A 19032-nucleotide genomic window follows, 5' to 3' on the forward strand; every position below is an offset into this window, starting at 1 on the left:
AAAATTTTGAAATTGAAAGGGTTTCACTACATTTAGATTCAAATAAAAATTTAAACACCATGAAAAAAATAATTATTTTTTTAGGACTTGTCATGCCACTCTTTGGATGGAGTCAGGTAGACTTAACTTATCAACAACCCCATGAAGATATTATGGAGTTGGCCAATGTCCCAATGACGCCTTCTATGAGCATTACCCCAGAGGGAGATAAAGCGGTTCTGATTTATCGAAATCAATACAAAACCATCGAAGAATTATCTGAAGACGAATTGAGACTTGCCGGATTAAGAATAAATCCTAAAACTAACATTTCAAGTCGTACCCGATTTTATACCGACCTAAAACTTTTTGACCCACAACAAAAGGAAGAACACGTTATTAAAGGTTTACCTAGTAATCCTAAAATCTCAAACATAAGCTGGTCACCAAAATATAACTATATCGCCTTTACACATACCACAGATACCGGAAATGAATTATGGGTTATCGACTACAAAAAAAAGTCGGGAAGTAAACTAACTTCTGCAATTGTCAATGGAAACATGGGTACTACTTTGAGTTGGTTTCCAGATGAGTCAGCTCTTTTGGTAAAAACCTTACCAAGTAATAGACCAGATTTAATAAACACGGGGCTTAAAGTACCTACAGGACCAACGGTTTCAGTTAATGAAGCGGGTGTTGAGGCTCAAAATAGAACGTATCAGGATCTTTTAACCAACAAAGACGATGAGTTCAATTTTGAAGTATTGGCCACTTCCGCAATTCATAAAGTTAACTTGAAAGGCAATAAAGAACTTTGGAAGCCAGCAGCTATGTTCGGGAGTATGTCTTTTTCTCCTGATGGAAACTATGTCATGTTATCTGAAATCAAAAAGCCTTTCTCTTATATTGTGACTTATGGAAGATTCCCTACTTCTTACAACATTTACACATCAAGTGGTGATTTAGCTCATTTTGTAGCAGATATTCCGTTGATTGAAGAACAACCTAAAGGTTTTATGTCCACAAGAACTGGCCCCCGGAATATGTCCTGGAGAAACGACCATCCAGCTACATTGGTTTGGGTCGAAGCTTTGGATGAAGGCGATGCCAATAAAGAAGTAGACTACAGAGACGAGGTTTATCAACTTGAAGCTCCCTATAACGGAGATAAGAATGTTTTAGCTAAAACTAAATTACGCTATTCCGGAATTACCTGGGGTGATGATAAAACTGCGATTTTAAGAGAATACTGGTGGAATACAAGAACCTCCAAAACCAGTGTTTTTAATCCTTCACAGCCAGATCAGGAGCATGTAGTGTTCAATGAACGCAACTATCAAAACACTTATGACGATCCAGGAGATTTCGTAACTACCAAAAATAAATTTAATGAATCAGTGCTTCAGATTTTGAAAGGAAAACTGATTCTTACTGGAGCTGGATATTCTGAAGAAGGAAAATTTCCTTTTGTTGATGAATATGACCTAAAGTCCAAAAAGACCAAGCGTATTTTTCAGGTGGAAGAATCTGAGTATTTAGAGTCTTTTGTAGATATGATTGATGCTAAAAAAGGACTCATTCTTACTCGATTAGAAAGCAGTAATCAGTATCCAAATTATTATTTCAGAAATTATAAAAAAGGAAGTTTAGAGCAAATCACAGACTTTAAAAATCCTTTTGAAGCGCTACAAAATGTGCATAAAGAAATAATTACTTACAAAAGAGAGGATGGTCTAGAGCTTTCAGCTACTTTGTATCTTCCAGTGGATTATGAAGAAGGCAAGAAATATCCAATGATCATGTGGGCGTATCCACGTGAATACAAAGACAAGAACTCTGCTTCTCAAGTGACTTCCAGCAGTAAAGAATTTACTTATCCTTATTATGGCTCGCCAATTTACTGGGTCAATAGAGGCTACGTCGTTTTAGATGATACTGCCTTCCCAATTATTGGAGCTGGTGATGATCAACCCAACGACACTTTTGTAGAACAGTTGGTAGGTAATGCAAAAGCAGCTATTGATGCTGTGGATGAAATGGGATATATCGATAGAAATAAAGTGGCTGTTGGCGGACATAGCTACGGAGCCTTTATGACTGCCAATTTGTTATCACATTCCGATTTGTTTGCAGCAGGAATTGCTCGTAGCGGTGCTTACAACAGAACCTTAACGCCGTTTGGATTTCAGTCCGAAGAGCGTAACTATTGGGAAGCTCCAAGTTTATACAACACCATGTCGCCATTTATGAATGCACACAAAATGAAGACGCCCTTGTTATTGATTCACGGTCAAGCCGATAATAATTCTGGAACTTATCCTATGCAAAGCGAGCGTTATTTCAATGCCCTCAAGGGTCTTGGAGCTCCTGCGAGATTGGTGATGTTGCCAAAAGAAAGCCATGGCTATGCCGCCAAGGAAAGCATCATGCACATGTTGTGGGAACAAGATCAATGGCTAGAGAAATACGTTAAAAACAGAGATCTGGAGGAGTAGAATTTCTTCTGATTTTGATTTTAGAAAAGACTAGGAGTTTATACTTCTGGTCTTTTTTGTTTTAGTTCGCTTTAGACCTTCAGACCTTCAGATTTAGTAATATTTGTTTTACTAAATGTAAAGTTTATTTGTCTAATAGTTTTATTTGCTTTACATTTATTAAAAATTAAATCTGTTTATTATGAAACTAAATTTTTTATTTCCCAATGAGTTTAAAAAAATCGGTTGGATTATACTTATTCCATCCGCAATAATTGGTTTAGTTACACTTATTTATAATTATGAGCCAACCTTTTTAGATTTCAATGTTCCTGCCATTTTTATCGACAAATTCTCACTTTCTGACGAGAAACAACTTTTTGGAACGGTCAGTAATAATATCCTTAACGAGATTCTTGGAATTTTAATTATTATCAGTTCTTTACTGGTCGCTTTTTCTAAAGAAAATGTAGAAGATGAATATATTTCCAAAATTAGATTAGAGTCCTTGGTTTGGGCAGTTTATTTTAATTACGGAATTCTTATATTTTCGTTTTTACTTATTTATGATTTTTCGTTTTTATGGGTCATGATATTCAATATGTTTACTGTCTTATTATTTTTCATAATTAGATTTAACTGGCAAATTTCCAAGCTAAAAATATCAGCTTATCATGAAGAATAGTATAAAAGTCGAAAGAGCCAAAAAGAATATTACTCAAGCTGAATTAGCAAAATTGGCAAAAGTTAGTAGGCAAACAATTAATGCAATGGAATTAGGGAAATATGTTCCTTCCACTGTTTTAACTTTAAAATTAGCTCAAATTTTTGAAGTCGAAATTAGCGAAATCTTTACTTTGGAAGATTCAGATTGGGTTTAGGCGATACTACTACCGCCAACTAGATAATTAAGTGAACGCGTGATAAATTCAGCAGAGAAAAGAAGAAAAACTATTATTCAACCTGCTTCAGCTGATCTTTTGCTAATGCTTTCATGTCTTGAGGAACTCTTGGATTCATGAGTGCGACCCAAAGCGGTAGAAAAATGCAATCAGGATGCTTGTGGGATATCCATAAGGCAGTTCCGGAGTGGTAGAATAATAATCCTGATAATTCTTGTTGACTCTATAATGGTGATCGCTGTTTCTGGTGTATTCAAATCATCAAATAAATAATTAATTACAAACCATATTATGGCGAAAATGATCGCGAATATAACCTTTGATAAAATCTGTAATTGAGTTTTAGAAATGTGTACAATAATCAATTTAATATTTAAATATAAGCGTTTAATTCAAAGTCTGAAGTATCTATTTGGAAATTTCAATGTAGCGGTTTGGGGTATGTTGCTGCGTAATTCATCTTAAGGGTTTTATTTATTAATCATGAACTTTTACGTTGATTGTTGAAAGGGCTCTTAAATTGATTTTAATCAAAGTTTATATTCTAAATATCCAATGAGTTGAAATTATTATAAATGAGGTTGAATCAAAGCATCCGCATAATTATAGAATAAATACTAAGCTTTACTCACCAGCTTAAAGTTAACTTTATCAAATTCAGAATAGACAAGTTTTATCAAGCTACCTTTTCTTTTCCAATATGTTTGAGGTAGAAATAACCTATGATTCCAGCTATAATTGAAGCTGTGAGTATTCCTATTTTGGCTTGAGTTTTATAAAGTTCATTTTCGAAGGCTAACTCTGTTATAAAAATTGACATTGTAAACCCGATAGATGCTAAAATCCCGATGCCAAAAACATGTTTGAATGTTACTCCTTCAGGGAGAAAACTTATTTTGAAAAACACCATCAGTTTGGTCAGCAACATTATTCCAATTACTTTTCCTGCAAGCAGTCCACATATCACTCCCAGAGTTACCGGATTAAAAAAGTTAGTGAACGCCTCCTGATTTATTGTTACTCCTGCGTTTGCAAAAGCAAAAAGAGGCAGAACAATAAAGTTGACAAAAGGACTCAAGGTTTTCTCAAGCCTGTGTAGAGGTGCAGTGGCATCATCTGATAGCATGGAGAACTTTTCAATGTTTTCTGCAATATCCACTTCGTGTTCTTTTTCTTTGAAAACCGTTTTGATTTTGTAAGACAATTGACTGGCTTTCCTTAAAAAAAGTTTGGAACTTATCCTTTCATTTGAGGGAATTGTGAAGGCTGCTAAAACAGCTGCAATTGTAGCATGTACCCCAGAGAGTAAAAAGGCAAGCCATAGACCACCAATTCCAAATATGGCATAGAAAATTGTATTTCGGACGCCCAACTTGTTTGCTAAAAAAAGGATTAATAGAAATCCACCACCTAATGCAAGGTTAAGCATGGATATGTCTGACGTGTAGAAAAAAGCAATGACTAAAACTGCTCCAAGATCATCGACGATGGCAATAGCAGTCAAAAATATTTTAAGTGAAATAGGTACTTTATCTCCCAAAAGGTAGATCACTCCGAGTGCAAAAGCTATATCTGTGGCCATAGGAATTCCCCACCCTGCCACAGCATCTGTATTTTGTGCGAAGCTAAAATATATCAAGGCAGGTACAAGCATCCCACCAATGGCCGCAGAGACAGGTAAAATTGCTTTTTTGAAGCTTGTGAGCTGACCGTGCAAAAACTCTCGTTTTAGCTCTAGGCCTATCAGAAAAAAGAAAATTGACATTAACCCATCATTTATCCAATGCAGAAGGTTCTTCTTAATGACGAAATCGTCAAATCCTATGTATAGATAATTTTTCCAGAAATTATGATAGTGATCCGACAATGGTGAGTTGGCAATGATTAATGCTAAAAAAGCAGAAGCGATAAGCAGAAACCCAACTGAAGTTTTTTTCTGTATGAAGTTCTTGATAGGAAGAACTAGATGAGTATCCAGGTTTGATTTTTTCATAAAGAATTTCCTTTGACAAGATTTGAAATTGAAAAAACTCTAAGTTAGACACTAAAACTTTAATGAAATATGATAAAAATTGGTTTTTTAGAAGTATTAATAACATTTTAATTCTGCCTTAAACAGTAATAAAACTATACTTTTTAAAGTTTTATGATAACAACCAGTTGAACGTTTAGAATTGAATTCCCAAACTAAATCCATATGAGCGATAAACAATACTCATAGGATCATCATTGACGCCTTCCAAAATGCTTTCATTAAAAATGAAATCGTTAAAATCTCCAAAGACATTCAAATTTATAACGAAACCGTCTATAGTTGTAATCGGGAATTGAAGTCCAAGGCGAAGGTTGGCAAAATTGCTATCTATTTTTTCATTCAAGGCAATATTTCCAGCAAGCATAAAATTGAGATTTACACTTTCATAATCTACAAAATGATATCTCATGATGGCTCCAGCTTTAAGGGCTGTAATACTTTGCTGAACCTGGTGCTGAAGACCCCCAATTCCTCCTAAAGTAAACTTCTTGAAAATAGGATAGCTGTAACTATACAGGATATCATATCCAACTTTATTTTCCAATTCTTCCTGACTTCCACTTACGATTCTATTATTTTCATCAAGTCGTTTGTAACTATATTCAATTGAATTTGCAATTGCAAAGCTCATATCAATATGTGAAAACCAGCGTTTTTCTAATGGAATAGGATCTGTATCCTTTGCAATGGCGTTTCCTGCGTTGATGAGGTCCAACGGATTTTGAGATTGAGCGGGAAAAGCTACAGCAAGTATAAGAACAAGGAGTATGTTTTTCATAACTTAAGGATGTTTAAATTTTATCTAGTTTTTTGACTGTTAACTCATTTTCAGTATTACCAGTATTCAAGGTAGATTTAGGCTCAAACATTAAGACTTTGGCTTCACCTACAGCCGATGGTTTATGTGGAGTTCCTTTGGGAACAATAATAAACTCTCCAGCGTTAATTTCGTGAGCTTCATTCTCGATTTCTATCGTGATTTGCCCTTCTATGACTAGAAATAATTCATCTTCATGATCGTGTTGATGACTGATGAACTCATCTTTGAATTTGGCAATTTTGACCTGTTGCCCATTGAGTTCTCCTACGATTTTGGGATTCCAAAAATCCGAAAAGGAATTAAATTTTTCTTGAAGGCTTACGGGTTTAATTTTCACAGGAATTGTTATTGATTAATTTTTCTTTTAATCGTTTAAAAATATTTTTCTTATTCTTTTTCTTTTCTACAAAATTGTCGTTTCCAATTAATAAGCCAAGTGCTTGTAACTGTTCATATTCTTTGCATACCACTTTTAGCATGGCTGCAAAAGGTAAGAACAATACCATGCCAGCTACTCCCCAAACGCTTGCTCCAATGATCAGACTTAGAATGGCAGCAAAGGCATTTACATTGACACTACTTCCCACAATTTTAGGATTCAAAAAGTTACCTTCTAGTAATTGAACAAACCAGAACAAAATAGCTACTGCTATAGGAACCTATAATTGATCATTTGACATGAAAGCATACATTACGGGGATTGTTGCACCCAGAGTTGTACCTATGTAAGGAATGATAGATAAAGATGCTGCCAAAAAACCAAATAAAAAAGGGCTGTCTATTCCAATAATCCAAAGGCCAATACTGTTGAGTGTTCCCAAAATTAAAATCAAGATTAGCATGCCAGATAAATATTTTTGACCAACCTGCTGTACACCTTTTAACATGTTGAAAAACTGATTTTTTTTATCTGCTGGAGAGAATTTCATAAATGCTTTTACTAAACCTTTGTTATAGATCAGGAACAAAAACAGGTAAATAAACATGGTAATCAATCCGGTTAAGAAATTGGCGGTGCTACTAAAAGTTCCTCCCAGAACTGCTCCTGCAGAATTTTTTAACCAGGTTGTTAAATCATTAAGTAGATCATCTTCATTGAGTTGATCTACTAGAGTTACATTTTTATTGATGTAAATAATGATGTCGGTGTAAAGGTTGGAAAGTTTAGAACCAAAATTATTAATCTCATCGGATAATGCTATGATTTCTGCTGAGAAAAAAGTGAGTCCGCCACCAATTACCAATGCTAATACTAAAATTGATATAAATCCAGATAAGATATTTCCAAATCCCCAACCTATCAATTTTTTATGCACTGGATATAAAATAAAGGCTAAAATCAATGCTATACCGAGAGGAACTAAAATTGATTTAGCTATCACTAGGAAAGCAATAAAAGTGGCGATGAAAGCCATGGTAAAAAATGACTTTTGAAAGGATAATTTCATGAAATTATTTGTTTTAAGGACTTTCTATTAATTTAAATCCTATTTCAGTATTTATTTTAGCGAGTAAAATTAGTGATTCTAAATTTATACTTTTCTAATTTCGGATCTAAAATCCTTAAGCAGTCAACATAAAATTTAATTTCCGGGAAAGGATCTTATGGTTAATTGATTTAATGTTTAGTTGACTTGTAATACTCAATAGTTCTTAAACTTTGATTATCCACTTTTTATAGGATTCCTTGCTTATTTAATGAGTAGTGCTTTGGATAAATTTGAGCTTGAAATGTATGATTAATAAAGTTAGTCAGATTTGGAATGACTTTGTATTTAAAGTCTGTGTCTTGAAGAAACTTTTTAAGCTGAGCCTTTGTGTCTAAGGCCAAGCTATTAAATAAGATGTCTTTGCCTTTACATTGATTTATAAAATCATTTAGTTTTGGAAATTCTTCGGTATATATTTTAGAGTCGATTAACCAGATTTTATGAAAATGTGTTTTTCTTTGATGCTGACATTTTCTTACCGATTGGCTTCCAGATCAAAAAATCAAATTCTGGAAACTACTGGCTTTCCATTGAATAATGCTCAATCTAGTACGATTTGTACATCGATAAGGGCATTCCCTCTTAATTTTGGCACCAGTTGATGATAAGTTAAATTCGGAGCTATAAAGGTTTCGTTTTGAATAAAAGTAATTTTTAATACAAATGTATTGGCTTTGCAATTATCAATGTATTGATAATCAATGGAATCATTACCGCTTGGCAGCTCTGCTTTGCCGATGACTAAGTCGTAAGTTTCAAAATCAATTTCAGGTTGACAATCTCCGGAAACTTGCTGGTCAAAATCAGATTGATTGGTGATGACTTTGAATTCGTTTGACAAATCAATGTCCATATTAAATTTGGTGTTTGAGCACCTATATTGTTCTTCTAAGCTTATGGTGTCTATCAAGTTGTACTTACAGACCTTATCGTCATCACTGCAGGAAACTATCAAAAAAAATAGAATAGAATAAAATATTGATTTGTGATAGATCATGCTATGAGATTATGTCTATAAAATTAATCAAATTAAAAATTTATTTAATGAAACAGTTTGATAAAATCTTTAGAATTTTCAAAAGAATTGTAATAATAGAGGTTTTCAAAGAATTGAATAAAACAAATTCAATTACTATCAGTTAAGTCGAAAGAGTCTGGTAGTAGCTTCAAATAGATTAGCTATAAATTGCGAAAAGTCCTGCAAGAGCTAAGATTCATGATAATTATTAACTGGGTCTATTTTTTGATCTTTTTTCTGAATATTTTCCAAGTTGATAGGCTACTAAAAGAGGAATAAATGAAAATACTAAATAGGTCTCCGCTTCGCCATACTCTGCCCAAAGTATGAGAAATCCAGCAGCTAGTATTATGAAAACGATATCGAATATTGTTTTGTTCATTATTTTATTAGTTTAGAATTTTCAAGCATTTGCGCATTGGAACACTCGTCTATATACTTTGCATTTGAATTTTCAACCAAAATTCTGATCAGCCGATTTTTATCGTCATCGTGGATCTCCTTAAGATTTATCTTTTTATCTGTTTTATGGAGTAACTCGATAATGATGGACTCTTGCTGAGCAATAATGGTTTCTATATCCTCAAAACTGATGTTTTTGCTTTTTATTAGATTGGTTTTAACAACAATTCCTTTTTGGTTCCATTGCACAAAATTTTTGTACCAAAAGATTTTGCTGAATAAAACAATTTGTATCAAGAACCCCAAGGCGGATATAAGCCCATTTTCGTAGTTGAAAATCATCCCGTAGCCTATTAAAATGCATAAAGCTGAAGCTATCAACAATGCTATTCTAACCCAATCTCCAGATATTTTATCAAAGTGTATCCTATGCATTTTTTCTGATAGATTTTACTAATTTGATTGCATAAAGTGTCGCAATTATTACCATAAGTCCAGCAATCCAATACTCCTGTTTTGGGTAATAAATTAAAACACCCATAGTTCCAAACACCATCCATAGGAGGTTTGAAAGAACTTTACTATTGAGCAGTCTTTTCATTTTTGGTCTTTTTATGTTTAACACTATTATTCATTATAAACCCTAAGACACCTCCTATGAAAAAGAAGTTGAAAAAGAATCTTTGAGTTCTAAACTCTAATCCATCAAAATAATCAAAGCCCGCCATAATTCCAGCAGAGACAGTTCCTCCTATAAAAAATGCGATGAGTAGTCTTTTTGTTTTTGTATTCATTCTTAAAATCAAGTAGTAAATTAAATAAGTAAGTTTAAAATTAAAAATTTATTTCAATTTTCCTCAAAACCTTCAGTAATTCATCTTAGCCAACTGGGTCTTTTAAGTTGACGTTTTGCATAAAGCAATGCATCTTATATCCTGAAATTCAGCAGTGGCAAATTCAGAATAAAAATTGAGATATATTATTGCTTCACTTCATTGGTAAGCGATTGGTTATTCACAAATTCATAGATGTTTGAGAATACGGTTTTTGAAATCTCAGTAAGTGCTTCACTGGTCAAAAAAGCCTGATGTGAAGTGATTAAGACGTTTGGAAAGCTTATTAACTTCAATAAGGTGTCGTCCTCTATAATTTGCTCGGACTTGTCTTCAAAAAATACATTTTCTTCTTGTTCATAGACATCGATGCCAAGATAGCCAACTTTCCTGTCTTTTAGATTTTTGACCACGTCCTCTGTGTTGATCAATCCACCGCGGCTGGTATTGATAATCATCACCTGAGTTTTCATCTGAGCGATACTTTTATCGTTGATCAAATGCTGAGTAGCCGGCAATAAAGGGCAGTGCAGTGAGATAATGTCTGAGCCTTTGTAAAGTTCTTCCAGAGTGACGTAAGTGACTCCAGCCTCTTCCAATGCGCCTTGTGGAGTAACATCATAGGCCAAAACTTTACAACCTAGTCCAAGCATAATTTTGCAAAAGGCTTGTCCAATTTTTCCTGTTCCTATAACACCAACGGTTTTGTTGTAGACATTAAAACCAATAAGGTTATCCAGTGAAAAATTACCTTCTTTGACGCGGTTATAGGCTTTATGGGTTTTGCGATTGAGTGTTAATATAAGTGCCAGGGCGTGTTCTGCAACCGCTTGCGGAGAGTAAGCAGGAACTCGTGTGACTTTTATCCCGTATTGCTCTGCTGCCTCCAGATCTACATTATTAAACCCGGCACAACGCAGGGCAATTAATTTTACACCATTGTTAGCCAATGCCTTTATGACTTCCTTACCGAGTTGATCGTTGACGAATACGCAGACCACATCAAAGTCCTGTGTAAGATTGGAGGTTTGCGCATTGAGATTAGTGTCAAAAAACGATAGTTCGTAGTTGTAATCTTTATTATAGGTTTCGAAGTAGCGGCGATCGTAAGGTTTTGAACTAAAAACGGCAATTTTCATAGGTTTTATTATAAGAGGAAATAATTTTACTTGAGGTAAAGTTCTTTAAAATATTTAAAAGAATTACTCATGTGATTGATTTTCCAGATGTCTTTTTCTTGAATTATATTTTTTCTGCAAGGCGTTTATCGTCAACGTAAGGTCTAAAGATAAAAGCATACACAACTAAGAGCACAACAAAAACTAAAGAACTTATTATGTTTATTTTAATTAACCAGATAATGAATATAAGTGGTGCCAAAATGGATAAATAATAGAGTTAAGTATTTTTCATTGTTAGGTATTAATTTAACAGGTCTGTTGATTTTAAAATTACGCGTTTATGCTAATTCATTTTTTTTTCAAGACGTTTTTCTTTGCATTAGATGTGGGTTTATGCATTAATCTAGTTCGTTTTTGAGTAGATATAAAACTCCTACTTCCTCTCTGGAGAGGCTTTCCACAGAATCCAGCAACTTATCGATTTCATTTTTGAAATAATTCAAGGTTTTGCCCTCGATATATTCATCGATTATCCTGGGGTCTATATAAGAATCTCTCGCAACAGCCGGCGTATTCCCCAATTTTTCCGACACACGAATGACTGCTTTGCGTATGTTCTCATCCAGTAATTTTTGATCGTTTTTACTTACTGCTCCAAGTTCGTTTAAAGCGATAGCCGCAATCATACTGCCAGACCAGGTTCTAAAGTCTTTGGCAGAAAAATCTTCACCCATATGCTCTCTTATGTAGGCATTGAGGTCATCACTCTTCACGTTTACCTTTTGGCCGCTTTCATCGTAATATTTAAAAATTTCGTAGCCTGGAATATTGTCCAGTTCTGTGATGACCCTAACCAGTTTCTCATTTTCAATTTCCTTTTGCTGCCGTTTACCAGATTTTCCGTTATACGAGAAGATCACTTTATCTTGGTCGGCAGTTAGGTGTTTACTGCGAAGAGTAGTAAGGCCATAGCTATGGTTTTCATTTGAGTAGGCTTCACTTCCAGGTCGGAAAAAAGCGGTTTCGAGAAGTCTTACCAGTGTCGCCATTACACGGTTTCTGGTATTTTCCTCATGACGAAGATGCTGGCCAGTTACACGTCTCATATGTTCCAGCTGATCCGCAAAAGCGACGATCCTGTTAAACTTCCGGGCTTCTCTTCTAGCTCTGTAATTAGGATGATAAATGTATTGTTTGCGTTCCTTAGCATCGCGACCAGTCGCAAGTAAGTCTGCGCTTTTATTTTCAGAAATCTGTACTTCGGTCCAGGCTGGAGGAATAACAAGGGATTCAAACCACTTTCGTAATTTCTTATCACCAACAGTTTTTCCTTTCTCATCCTGATAAGTAAAGCCTCTTCCCTTTTTATATCTGTAAAACATGCTGTGAATTGATGATAATTTCTTCTGACTTTATTACTGAAATCATTTATAAAAATAGCCTTTTAAATTATTTCTGAGTTGATCCTTCCAAAAATGATATGATGGCTTACAGACAACTAGATCATATCTGAATATTTCTTCCAATAGTTAAAGTTTCTGAATCCTAAAATCGCTAATTATTGAGAGCTAATAGGTTATAAAAATGGATAAGAAATTTTGAATATCTAGCTTTTTCTTTAGTTCTGAGGCTGAACAAAAAACCTATTTTTGACGCTCTTAATAAAACAATGATATGAGCGTAATTTGGTTTGAATGTAAGGTGAAATACAGAAAAACACAGGACACTGGAGAAAAGAAAATAAGCACGGATACCTATCTGCTAGACGCGGTATCTTTCACTGAAGCTGAAGCTAGAATCAATGAAGAGATGAAAACTCTTACTGAAGAGGAATTCCGAATCATGAACATAAAAGTGGCTAATTTTTCTGAAGTGCATCCGTTTGAAAATTCAGATCGCTGGTTCAAATCCAAAGTTTCCCTTATCGCCCTGGATGAAGAAAGCGGAAAAGAGAGAAAAACAAATATCTATTTGCTGGTTCAGGCCAATGATGTTAAAGAAGCCTTCGAAAATACCAATCAGGCACTGGAAGGAACTACTGGCGATTATTCGATTCCTTCGATTACAGAATCCCCAATTTTGGATGTCTTCCCATACTTTACTGGAGAAGAAGAACAACTAGAAAAATTCAATGTGATAGCATCTGCTGAAACTGAAAAACAGGAGAGTTAATCTTAATAGAGTAGAGGATTAATACTAAAAAAGCAACAGGATTAATTCTGTTGCTTTTCTTATATCAAGAGCTTTTATTTTGACAATTTGAAAGACTAAAAGTAAGGTTTACGCTATTTTTAAAATCGAGCGAGGATTATTTAAGTCAGAAAAAATCCAGATTACTTAAGAGGGCTTAAAGTGCAATTCAAGATTGGATAATCCTAGAGGTGCATCTTCCCCTAAGTCCAGGTTGATGATAAGCTTATCTTTCGAAATCGATTTGATCGTAAATTTTACATTTCCCGCAGCTTCGAGCTCTACAGTTCCTTTGTCTTTATCATAAGCCCAGGTTCCGCTGCTGTTGTCATCGTTTGAGGATTTGACTTCATAGGTGCCATTTGAGTTGAATTTCAGGTTGAAATCTAGTGTGTCAGGGACTTCTGTAAGTTCTATGTCACCCATTTTAGCAAATTCAATGGTCCATTGCTTGCATAATATGGATTCTAATTTGGAAGGTTTAAGATCAATACTTTGTGCTGAAATCGAAAATGGAAGGCAAATCAGTACTAAAAATAGTATGATGATTTTTTTCATGACTTAAGTTTAGTCATAAACTCATTATTTTAGATTTTATTTTTCTGAATCCTAATTTTGATTTACTCGTGATTTAAAATCTTTCTTTCCACCTTCAGTAGTTTTCCTCACCAAACTGGATGATTAAGAGATCTTTTAAGTTTTAAGCAATGTATTGTAAAATCTTAAAGCCATCTAGGGCAAATTCAGTTTAAAAAAAACTCCTGCATTCATTCGTTTAAACATTGGAAATTCCCAATCGGACTACCATCGGGAATGGAAGGAGAGGGGATGACTTCAAATTTTTCTGGCTCTTCCATAAATTGCTCTATGCGGTAATACATTTCTCTGGATAAGGAGGTGTTATCCTTAATAAAGCGAATTTTTAATTGATTTAAAGTAGCGTTTGCCAGTGCTTTGGTTTGTGGGATGCTTTGTTGACTGGCGGATAAGTTCATCAGATGTTTTAAGACATTGAAGTTGATGGTATTTTGGACTTCAGTTTGATAACTGGATTTTTGCTGTTTTTCAAAGGTGTTTTTTACCAATTCCTCTAACACTTTTTCTAAACTCAAATTGGACTTATCTAAAGATTTTTGTTGAATCAACCGGTTAGCGCGTTCTGGGTGCAGCAACAAACCTAAGCTCATGTCACTGGCAGTAGCAGCTGCGCCTAAAGCATCGAAACTCACGCCCGTATTGCTTTTGAAAGATTCGCGACTTCTGGAAAATCCAAAGGCCCGTGGAGGAAATAAGGATAAAATTTGCTCTGGGATGGCCAAAGTCTGAGCATCCAGCGTTTTTAAGATGGCTTCGAGCGCCTTTTTCTGATCTGATGTTGAAAGGACTTCTACAGGTTTTAAATTGCTTCCTTTGGTAGCATAATTATAATCTAAACCGCCTATTAGTTTTGCTGTAGCCTCAGTTTGATAGCGATGAAAGAAATACAAAGGGACAAACACATCTTCTAAAACTGAATAAGCCTCACCGGTTTGTATATTATCCAATGAAAAATATGAGATAGCAGAATTCCTAAGTTCCAAAACCCGATTTAGTTCTTCTGTGGCATTTTCACCATTATCCCATAAATGCGCATAGGCATGCGCTCCGCCTTGAGGACGTGCATCTGAATCGCTAATGAATTGAAAACCATCGGTTTCAGCTTGTTTTAAAACAGCATCTAAATATTGTTTTTCTGTTTGAGAATTATCGCCTTCCCCATAAGTATAAGCTACAGTGACTTTATCCCATTCACCTATGTTGGTGTCATAAGCTTCGGAGAAATCGATTTGATTATTTTTTAGTTTTAAGTTAGGGTGAGGATAATCCATTACGCTTGTCATCCCATTTGCACTAGCCGCAAAGTTATGGGCAAACCCAAGGGTGTGTCCTACTTCGTGGGCCGATAATTGTCGGATTCGTGCCAAAGCCATTTCTAACATAGGCTCGTAATTATCATCTGAAGTTTTAAAAGGTTGATTCATTAAAGCCTGAGCAATCATAAAATCCTGGCGAATCCTTAAGCTGCCTAAACTCACGTGACCTTTTAAAATTTCGCCTGTTCTCGGGTCTCTTACGCTGGCGCCATAACTCCACCCACGAGTAGAGCGGTGTACCCATTGGATCATGTTGTAGCGCAAGTCCATAGGATCTGCTTCTTCGGGAAGCATCTCAACCTGAAAAGCATTTTTGTATCCAATGGCTTCAAAAGCTTGGTTCCACCATCTGGCTCCATCTAGCAAAGCTGACTTTACTGGTTCTGGAGCTCCTGGGTCCAGATAATAGATAATAGGTTCTTTGGCTTCGCTAACTTCAGCATCGGGATTCTTTTTTTCTAAGCGATGACGCGTGATGAAACGTTTGGTTAACGGCTCGTAAATGGGTGTTGAATAATCCTGATACGAAATAAAGTTAGCACCACTTCTAGGGTCAAATTCTCTTTTATCATAATCCTCATCTGGCAATTCTACAAAACTATGATGCTGAATTACACTCAGGTTGGAAGCGTCCGGAGCTACAGAGCGAATATTTCTGCCCTCAGGTTCACCTGTAAAGGTTAATAAAGCTTCAAATTCTGAATTTTTAGGAAATGCTTTGGTGCGCTGCATAGCCAGGGCACTTTTGGTTTTATCTAATTTATAAGTCCCTTGTCTTTGTTGTTTCAATCGTCTGGCGACACCATGAGCATCCTGCATTAAAAAAGGCGTGAAATCGATAAGAAAAGCACCTTCGCTTTCGTCTTTAATCTCAAAGCCAAATAAAACCGATTTGGCAAAAGCCTGCTCTACACTTCGGCGTTCTGATTCATTATCTGTGATAGCTCTGTAATCCTGATTGGGTTGCAGGAGTAGGAGTTTGTTTCCGGCGCGTTGAAACTTGACAATGGCTGTACCGCCCAATTGACCTCTATCCAATCCAATATCGTTGGAGCCCAAACCACTGGTTAACGAATGCACATAAATAAACTCTTGGTCGAGTTGATCCACTTTTAAATAAATCTTATCTTCTTTTTCAGAATACCAAAAGTTGAAGTAACCTTCCTGTTTAGTGAGTTCTTCTTTATCCTTTAAGGTTTCAAAGTCTTGAGCTGTAGATGAAATGCTTACAAATAGAATGAGGAGAGCAAAAAGGGTTTTCATGGTTTTTATTTTTAGAAGTCGAATCTTTTATGAATAACAACTCCGAATATAAGATTTAGTTGAAATAACATTTGGTGATTGTCTTAAAAAGTTGAATGTTTCTTTATACGATTCATTTTGATTTAAAAATAAGAGTCGATTATCTACAATTTTATAGTATTTAGTTTTGAAAATACTTGAAACTAATAAATTGAAATTCATACAAGCCTTTGCAATAAAATTTAATAGGTTAAATCGAAAACTTAAGATTGATAATATGCTGTGATCAATTTTATCACTTCAAAGTATTAATCACATGATTTTCAGAAAGTTGACAATTGTCATACTTTTTGAAATAGGGTTTTAATACATTTATAGTATGTCAAAGAAAAACTTTCAAGTCGTTAAGTCCTCTGGGGAGAAAGCTGATTTTTCGCTTTCAAAATTGCGAAATAGCTTATTCCGTAGTGGTGCCGATAAATCTACAGTAGATCGCGTGCTCAATAGTGTAAGAGATGAGCTGTATCAGGGTATTTCTACCAAGGAAATTTACAATAGAGCCTTTGCCTTATTAAAAAAAAGCAAGCCCATTTATGCTTCTAAATACAAGCTCAAAAAAGCGATATATGAATTGGGACCCACTGGTTTTCCTTTTGAAAAATTTATTGGAGAATTAATGAAGTATAGTGGTTATGAAGTGAAAGTAGGACAAATATTAAAGGGGAAATGTGTATCTCATGAGGTAGATGTAATTGCTCGTAAAGACGAGCATCGAATACTGGCAGAGTGTAAATTTCATAATGACAAGGCTTCCACTTGTAATGTAAAAATCCCATTATATATCCATTCCAGGTATCGAGATATCATTGCTAGAGATGTTGATAGTGAGGAAAGACCTAATGAAGCCTGGGTAGTGACCAATACACGTTTTACACTAGATGCTATCACTTATGGCAATTGTGTGGGACTTTATCTACTAAGTTGGGATTACCCTAAAGAGAACGCATTAAAGGATCGAATTGATAGATTAGGATTATACCCCATAACTGTCTCGACTTTATTATCCAGCAGAGAAAAACAGTTCTTACTTAGCAGAGATATTGTGCTTTGTCGCCAACTCTTGAATGATAGCTTCTATTTGGATCATTTAGGGATTTCAGAAGTTAGGAAAGCCAAAATACTCAACGAAATTTCAAGCCTTTGTAAAAATAAATCAAAATGAAATCTGTAAAACTACATTTCCTCGGTGGTGCCGAAACTGTCACAGGATCCAAGTTTCTAATTGAGACCTCAAGTCTTAATATTTTAGTCGATTGTGGAATGTTTCAAGGGATGAAGTCCTTAAGAGAACAAAACTGGAAGGACCTGGCATTTCCAAGTTCAAAAATTGATTTTGTCTTACTCACCCATGGACATTTAGACCATACTGGATACTTACCTCGTTTGGTGAAACAAGGCTTCCAAGGTAAAATTATAGGAACACTTCCAACTTTAGAGATTGCCAAAATAATTCTTTTGGATAGTGCTAAAATTAGCGAGGAAGAGGCAGAGCTTGCTAATACTGAAAATTATAGTAAACATTCTCCAGCTTTACCATTTTATACGATACAAGATGTGGAAAAAACACTTAAGATGTTTAGTCCAGCTGAAGAGGATGAATGGCGAAAACTCTCAAAAGATATTTTTTATCGATTTAAATATAATGGTCATATCATAGGCGCCACTTTTATAGAGATTAAAGTTTTTGAAAAGATTTTTGTCTTTTCCGGAGATGTTGGAAGACAGAAGGACCTATTGCTAAGGTCTCCGGAACGTCCACAATATGCAGACTATTTGTTTCTGGAAAGCACCTATGGTAATAAACTTCATCCAAAAGATAGTGTTTCTGAAAAACTTATCGAACTCATCAATAAGACGATTTATAATAGAGGAACTTTAATCATTCCCTCTTTTGCAGTAGAACGACTGCAAACCCTTATGTTTCTTTTATCCAAACTTTACAATAGGCACAAGATTCCAAATATCCCAATTTTTATAGATAGTCCAATGGGAAATAATGTGCTAGGCGTATTTGAACGATTTCCGGAATGGCATAAAATTTCACTTGAAGAATTTTCAGCAATGACAGATCGCATGAAGATTATTACTTCTTACAAAGAGACCTGGGAGACTATTGATGATCCAAGACCGAAAATAGTGATTGCTGGAAGTGGTATGGTAACGGGTGGAAGAGTTTTAACGTATCTCAAGCAACTTGTTGATAAGTCCAACACCAATATACTGCTGGTAGGTTACCAAGCTGAGGGAACAAGGGGCAGACAATTATTAGAAGGGGCACATGAATTAAAATTCTATGGAAAATATTATGCGGTCAAGGCTGAAGTTCACCATATAGAAACCTTATCTGCTCATGCCGATCAAAAAGGGATTTTGGAGTGGATCAGCGAAATTAAAGAACGGCCTCGACACACATTTTTAGTTCACGGAGAGCCTACGGCCTTACAAACGCTTAAAGTAAAAATTCAAGATACGTATTCCTGGGAGGTCAGTATTCCAAAACTAAATGAGGTAGTAGAACTTTCAATCTGAATTTAAAATTTAAATTCGATA

At 35.1% G+C, this 19032-nt stretch carries 18 protein-coding genes and 1 pseudogene; 6 read left to right on the forward strand and 13 right to left on the reverse strand.

Features of this window, described 5'->3' with window-relative positions; genetic code table 11:
• Window positions 1–59 precede the first annotated feature (59 nt).
• The 3 genes from LB449_RS05615 to LB449_RS05625 all read left to right on the forward strand — a co-directional run bounded on the left by LB449_RS05615 (window position 60) and on the right by LB449_RS05625 (window position 3337).
• Complete coding sequence (locus tag LB449_RS05615) at window positions 60–2477, forward strand: S9 family peptidase (protein WP_224454089.1); 2418 nt, start codon at window positions 60–62, stop codon at window positions 2475–2477.
• Between the two features lie 181 nt (window positions 2478–2658).
• On the forward strand, window positions 2659–3141 hold the full coding sequence (locus LB449_RS05620) for a hypothetical protein (RefSeq protein ID WP_224454090.1): 483 nt from the start codon (window positions 2659–2661) through the stop codon (window positions 3139–3141).
• On the forward strand, window positions 3131–3337 hold the full coding sequence (locus LB449_RS05625; protein ID WP_224454091.1) for a helix-turn-helix transcriptional regulator: 207 nt from the start codon (window positions 3131–3133) through the stop codon (window positions 3335–3337). Before LB449_RS05620 ends, LB449_RS05625 begins: the two co-directional genes overlap by 11 nt.
• 697 nt (window positions 3338–4034) lie before the next feature.
• On the opposite strand, the gene nhaA is transcribed toward LB449_RS05625, so the two are convergent.
• The 11 genes and pseudogenes from nhaA to LB449_RS05680 all read right to left on the reverse strand — a co-directional run bounded on the left by nhaA (window position 4035) and on the right by LB449_RS05680 (window position 12459).
• Entirely contained in the window at window positions 4035–5351 is a 1317-nt protein-coding gene (nhaA, locus tag LB449_RS05630) for a Na+/H+ antiporter NhaA (RefSeq protein ID WP_224454092.1), read from the reverse strand.
• Between the two features lie 175 nt (window positions 5352–5526).
• The gene (locus LB449_RS05635; RefSeq protein ID WP_224454093.1) at window positions 5527–6171 is read right to left on the reverse strand and encodes a hypothetical protein; all 645 of its coding nucleotides are present in this window, start codon (window positions 6169–6171) and stop codon (window positions 5527–5529) included.
• Window positions 6172–6184: 13 nt separating this feature from the next.
• Window positions 6185–6550, reverse strand: a complete 366-nt coding sequence (locus tag LB449_RS05640; RefSeq protein ID WP_224454094.1) for a cupin domain-containing protein — start codon at window positions 6548–6550, stop codon at window positions 6185–6187.
• A pseudogene (locus tag LB449_RS05645) lies at window positions 6540–7661 on the reverse strand (AI-2E family transporter). The gene LB449_RS05640 and the pseudogene LB449_RS05645 overlap by 11 nt, the downstream one beginning before the upstream one ends.
• A 583-nt stretch (window positions 7662–8244) precedes the next feature.
• Window positions 8245–8556, reverse strand: coding sequence for a hypothetical protein (locus LB449_RS05650; RefSeq protein WP_224454095.1), 312 nt, complete (start codon window positions 8554–8556; stop codon window positions 8245–8247).
• Window positions 8557–8929: 373 nt separating this feature from the next.
• On the reverse strand, window positions 8930–9103 hold the full coding sequence (locus LB449_RS05655; RefSeq protein WP_224454096.1) for a hypothetical protein: 174 nt from the start codon (window positions 9101–9103) through the stop codon (window positions 8930–8932).
• The gene (locus LB449_RS05660; RefSeq protein WP_224454097.1) at window positions 9103–9558 is read right to left on the reverse strand and encodes a hypothetical protein; all 456 of its coding nucleotides are present in this window, start codon (window positions 9556–9558) and stop codon (window positions 9103–9105) included. Before LB449_RS05660 ends, LB449_RS05655 begins: the two co-directional genes overlap by 1 nt.
• On the reverse strand, window positions 9551–9724 hold the full coding sequence (locus tag LB449_RS05665) for a hypothetical protein (protein ID WP_224454098.1): 174 nt from the start codon (window positions 9722–9724) through the stop codon (window positions 9551–9553). Before LB449_RS05665 ends, LB449_RS05660 begins: the two co-directional genes overlap by 8 nt.
• The gene (locus tag LB449_RS05670) at window positions 9705–9917 is read right to left on the reverse strand and encodes a hypothetical protein (RefSeq protein WP_224454099.1); all 213 of its coding nucleotides are present in this window, start codon (window positions 9915–9917) and stop codon (window positions 9705–9707) included. The genes LB449_RS05665 and LB449_RS05670 overlap by 20 nt, the downstream gene beginning before the upstream one ends.
• Window positions 9918–10102: 185 nt before the next feature.
• Window positions 10103–11095, reverse strand: a complete 993-nt coding sequence (locus LB449_RS05675) for a 2-hydroxyacid dehydrogenase (protein ID WP_224454100.1) — start codon at window positions 11093–11095, stop codon at window positions 10103–10105.
• Window positions 11096–11475: 380 nt separating this feature from the next.
• The gene (locus tag LB449_RS05680; protein WP_224454101.1) at window positions 11476–12459 is read right to left on the reverse strand and encodes a DNA topoisomerase IB; all 984 of its coding nucleotides are present in this window, start codon (window positions 12457–12459) and stop codon (window positions 11476–11478) included.
• Between the two features lie 292 nt (window positions 12460–12751).
• On the opposite strand from LB449_RS05680, the gene LB449_RS05685 reads away from it, so the two are divergent.
• Window positions 12752–13249, forward strand: coding sequence for a DUF4494 domain-containing protein (locus LB449_RS05685; protein WP_224454102.1), 498 nt, complete (start codon window positions 12752–12754; stop codon window positions 13247–13249).
• A gap of 165 nt (window positions 13250–13414) precedes the next feature.
• Here LB449_RS05685 and LB449_RS05690 read toward each other — a convergent pair whose 3' ends face one another.
• Both LB449_RS05690 and LB449_RS05695 read right to left on the reverse strand, forming a co-directional pair.
• Entirely contained in the window at window positions 13415–13825 is a 411-nt protein-coding gene (locus LB449_RS05690) for a lipocalin-like domain-containing protein (protein WP_224454103.1), read from the reverse strand.
• Between the two features lie 209 nt (window positions 13826–14034).
• Entirely contained in the window at window positions 14035–16443 is a 2409-nt protein-coding gene (locus LB449_RS05695) for a zinc-dependent metalloprotease (RefSeq protein WP_224454104.1), read from the reverse strand.
• Between the two features lie 358 nt (window positions 16444–16801).
• On the opposite strand from LB449_RS05695, the gene LB449_RS05700 reads away from it, so the two are divergent.
• Both LB449_RS05700 and LB449_RS05705 read left to right on the forward strand, forming a co-directional pair.
• Window positions 16802–17644 (forward strand): ATP cone domain-containing protein, encoded by an 843-nt coding sequence (locus tag LB449_RS05700; RefSeq protein ID WP_224454105.1) that lies wholly within the window; start codon window positions 16802–16804, stop codon window positions 17642–17644.
• Window positions 17641–19011, forward strand: a complete 1371-nt coding sequence (locus LB449_RS05705) for an MBL fold metallo-hydrolase RNA specificity domain-containing protein (RefSeq protein ID WP_224454106.1) — start codon at window positions 17641–17643, stop codon at window positions 19009–19011. Before LB449_RS05700 ends, LB449_RS05705 begins: the two co-directional genes overlap by 4 nt.
• Window positions 19012–19032: the final 21 nt, after the last annotated feature.

This window comes from Psychroflexus lacisalsi (assembly GCF_020164495.1).
Lineage (GTDB): Bacteria > Bacteroidota > Bacteroidia > Flavobacteriales > Flavobacteriaceae > Psychroflexus > Psychroflexus lacisalsi.

Excerpts from the sequence above, each read along its gene's own strand:
- LB449_RS05615 (WP_224454089.1), top strand. The coding sequence starts at position 60 with ATGAAAAAAATAATTATTTTTTTAGGACTTGTCATGCCACTCTTTGGA.
- LB449_RS05620 (WP_224454090.1), top strand. The coding sequence starts at position 2,659 with ATGAAACTAAATTTTTTATTTCCCAATGAGTTTAAAAAAATCGGTTGG.
- LB449_RS05625 (WP_224454091.1), top strand. The coding sequence starts at position 3,131 with ATGAAGAATAGTATAAAAGTCGAAAGAGCCAAAAAGAATATTACTCAA.
- nhaA (WP_224454092.1), bottom strand. The coding sequence starts at position 5,351 with ATGAAAAAATCAAACCTGGATACTCATCTAGTTCTTCCTATCAAGAAC.
- LB449_RS05635 (WP_224454093.1), bottom strand. The coding sequence starts at position 6,171 with ATGAAAAACATACTCCTTGTTCTTATACTTGCTGTAGCTTTTCCCGCT.
- LB449_RS05650 (WP_224454095.1), bottom strand. The coding sequence starts at position 8,556 with ATGGACATTGATTTGTCAAACGAATTCAAAGTCATCACCAATCAATCT.
- LB449_RS05655 (WP_224454096.1), bottom strand. The coding sequence starts at position 9,103 with ATGAACAAAACAATATTCGATATCGTTTTCATAATACTAGCTGCTGGA.
- LB449_RS05660 (WP_224454097.1), bottom strand. The coding sequence starts at position 9,558 with ATGCATAGGATACACTTTGATAAAATATCTGGAGATTGGGTTAGAATA.
- LB449_RS05665 (WP_224454098.1), bottom strand. The coding sequence starts at position 9,724 with ATGAAAAGACTGCTCAATAGTAAAGTTCTTTCAAACCTCCTATGGATG.
- LB449_RS05670 (WP_224454099.1), bottom strand. The coding sequence starts at position 9,917 with ATGAATACAAAAACAAAAAGACTACTCATCGCATTTTTTATAGGAGGA.
- LB449_RS05675 (WP_224454100.1), bottom strand. The coding sequence starts at position 11,095 with ATGAAAATTGCCGTTTTTAGTTCAAAACCTTACGATCGCCGCTACTTC.
- LB449_RS05680 (WP_224454101.1), bottom strand. The coding sequence starts at position 12,459 with ATGTTTTACAGATATAAAAAGGGAAGAGGCTTTACTTATCAGGATGAG.
- LB449_RS05685 (WP_224454102.1), top strand. The coding sequence starts at position 12,752 with ATGAGCGTAATTTGGTTTGAATGTAAGGTGAAATACAGAAAAACACAG.
- LB449_RS05690 (WP_224454103.1), bottom strand. The coding sequence starts at position 13,825 with ATGAAAAAAATCATCATACTATTTTTAGTACTGATTTGCCTTCCATTT.
- LB449_RS05695 (WP_224454104.1), bottom strand. The coding sequence starts at position 16,443 with ATGAAAACCCTTTTTGCTCTCCTCATTCTATTTGTAAGCATTTCATCT.
- LB449_RS05700 (WP_224454105.1), top strand. The coding sequence starts at position 16,802 with ATGTCAAAGAAAAACTTTCAAGTCGTTAAGTCCTCTGGGGAGAAAGCT.
- LB449_RS05705 (WP_224454106.1), top strand. The coding sequence starts at position 17,641 with ATGAAATCTGTAAAACTACATTTCCTCGGTGGTGCCGAAACTGTCACA.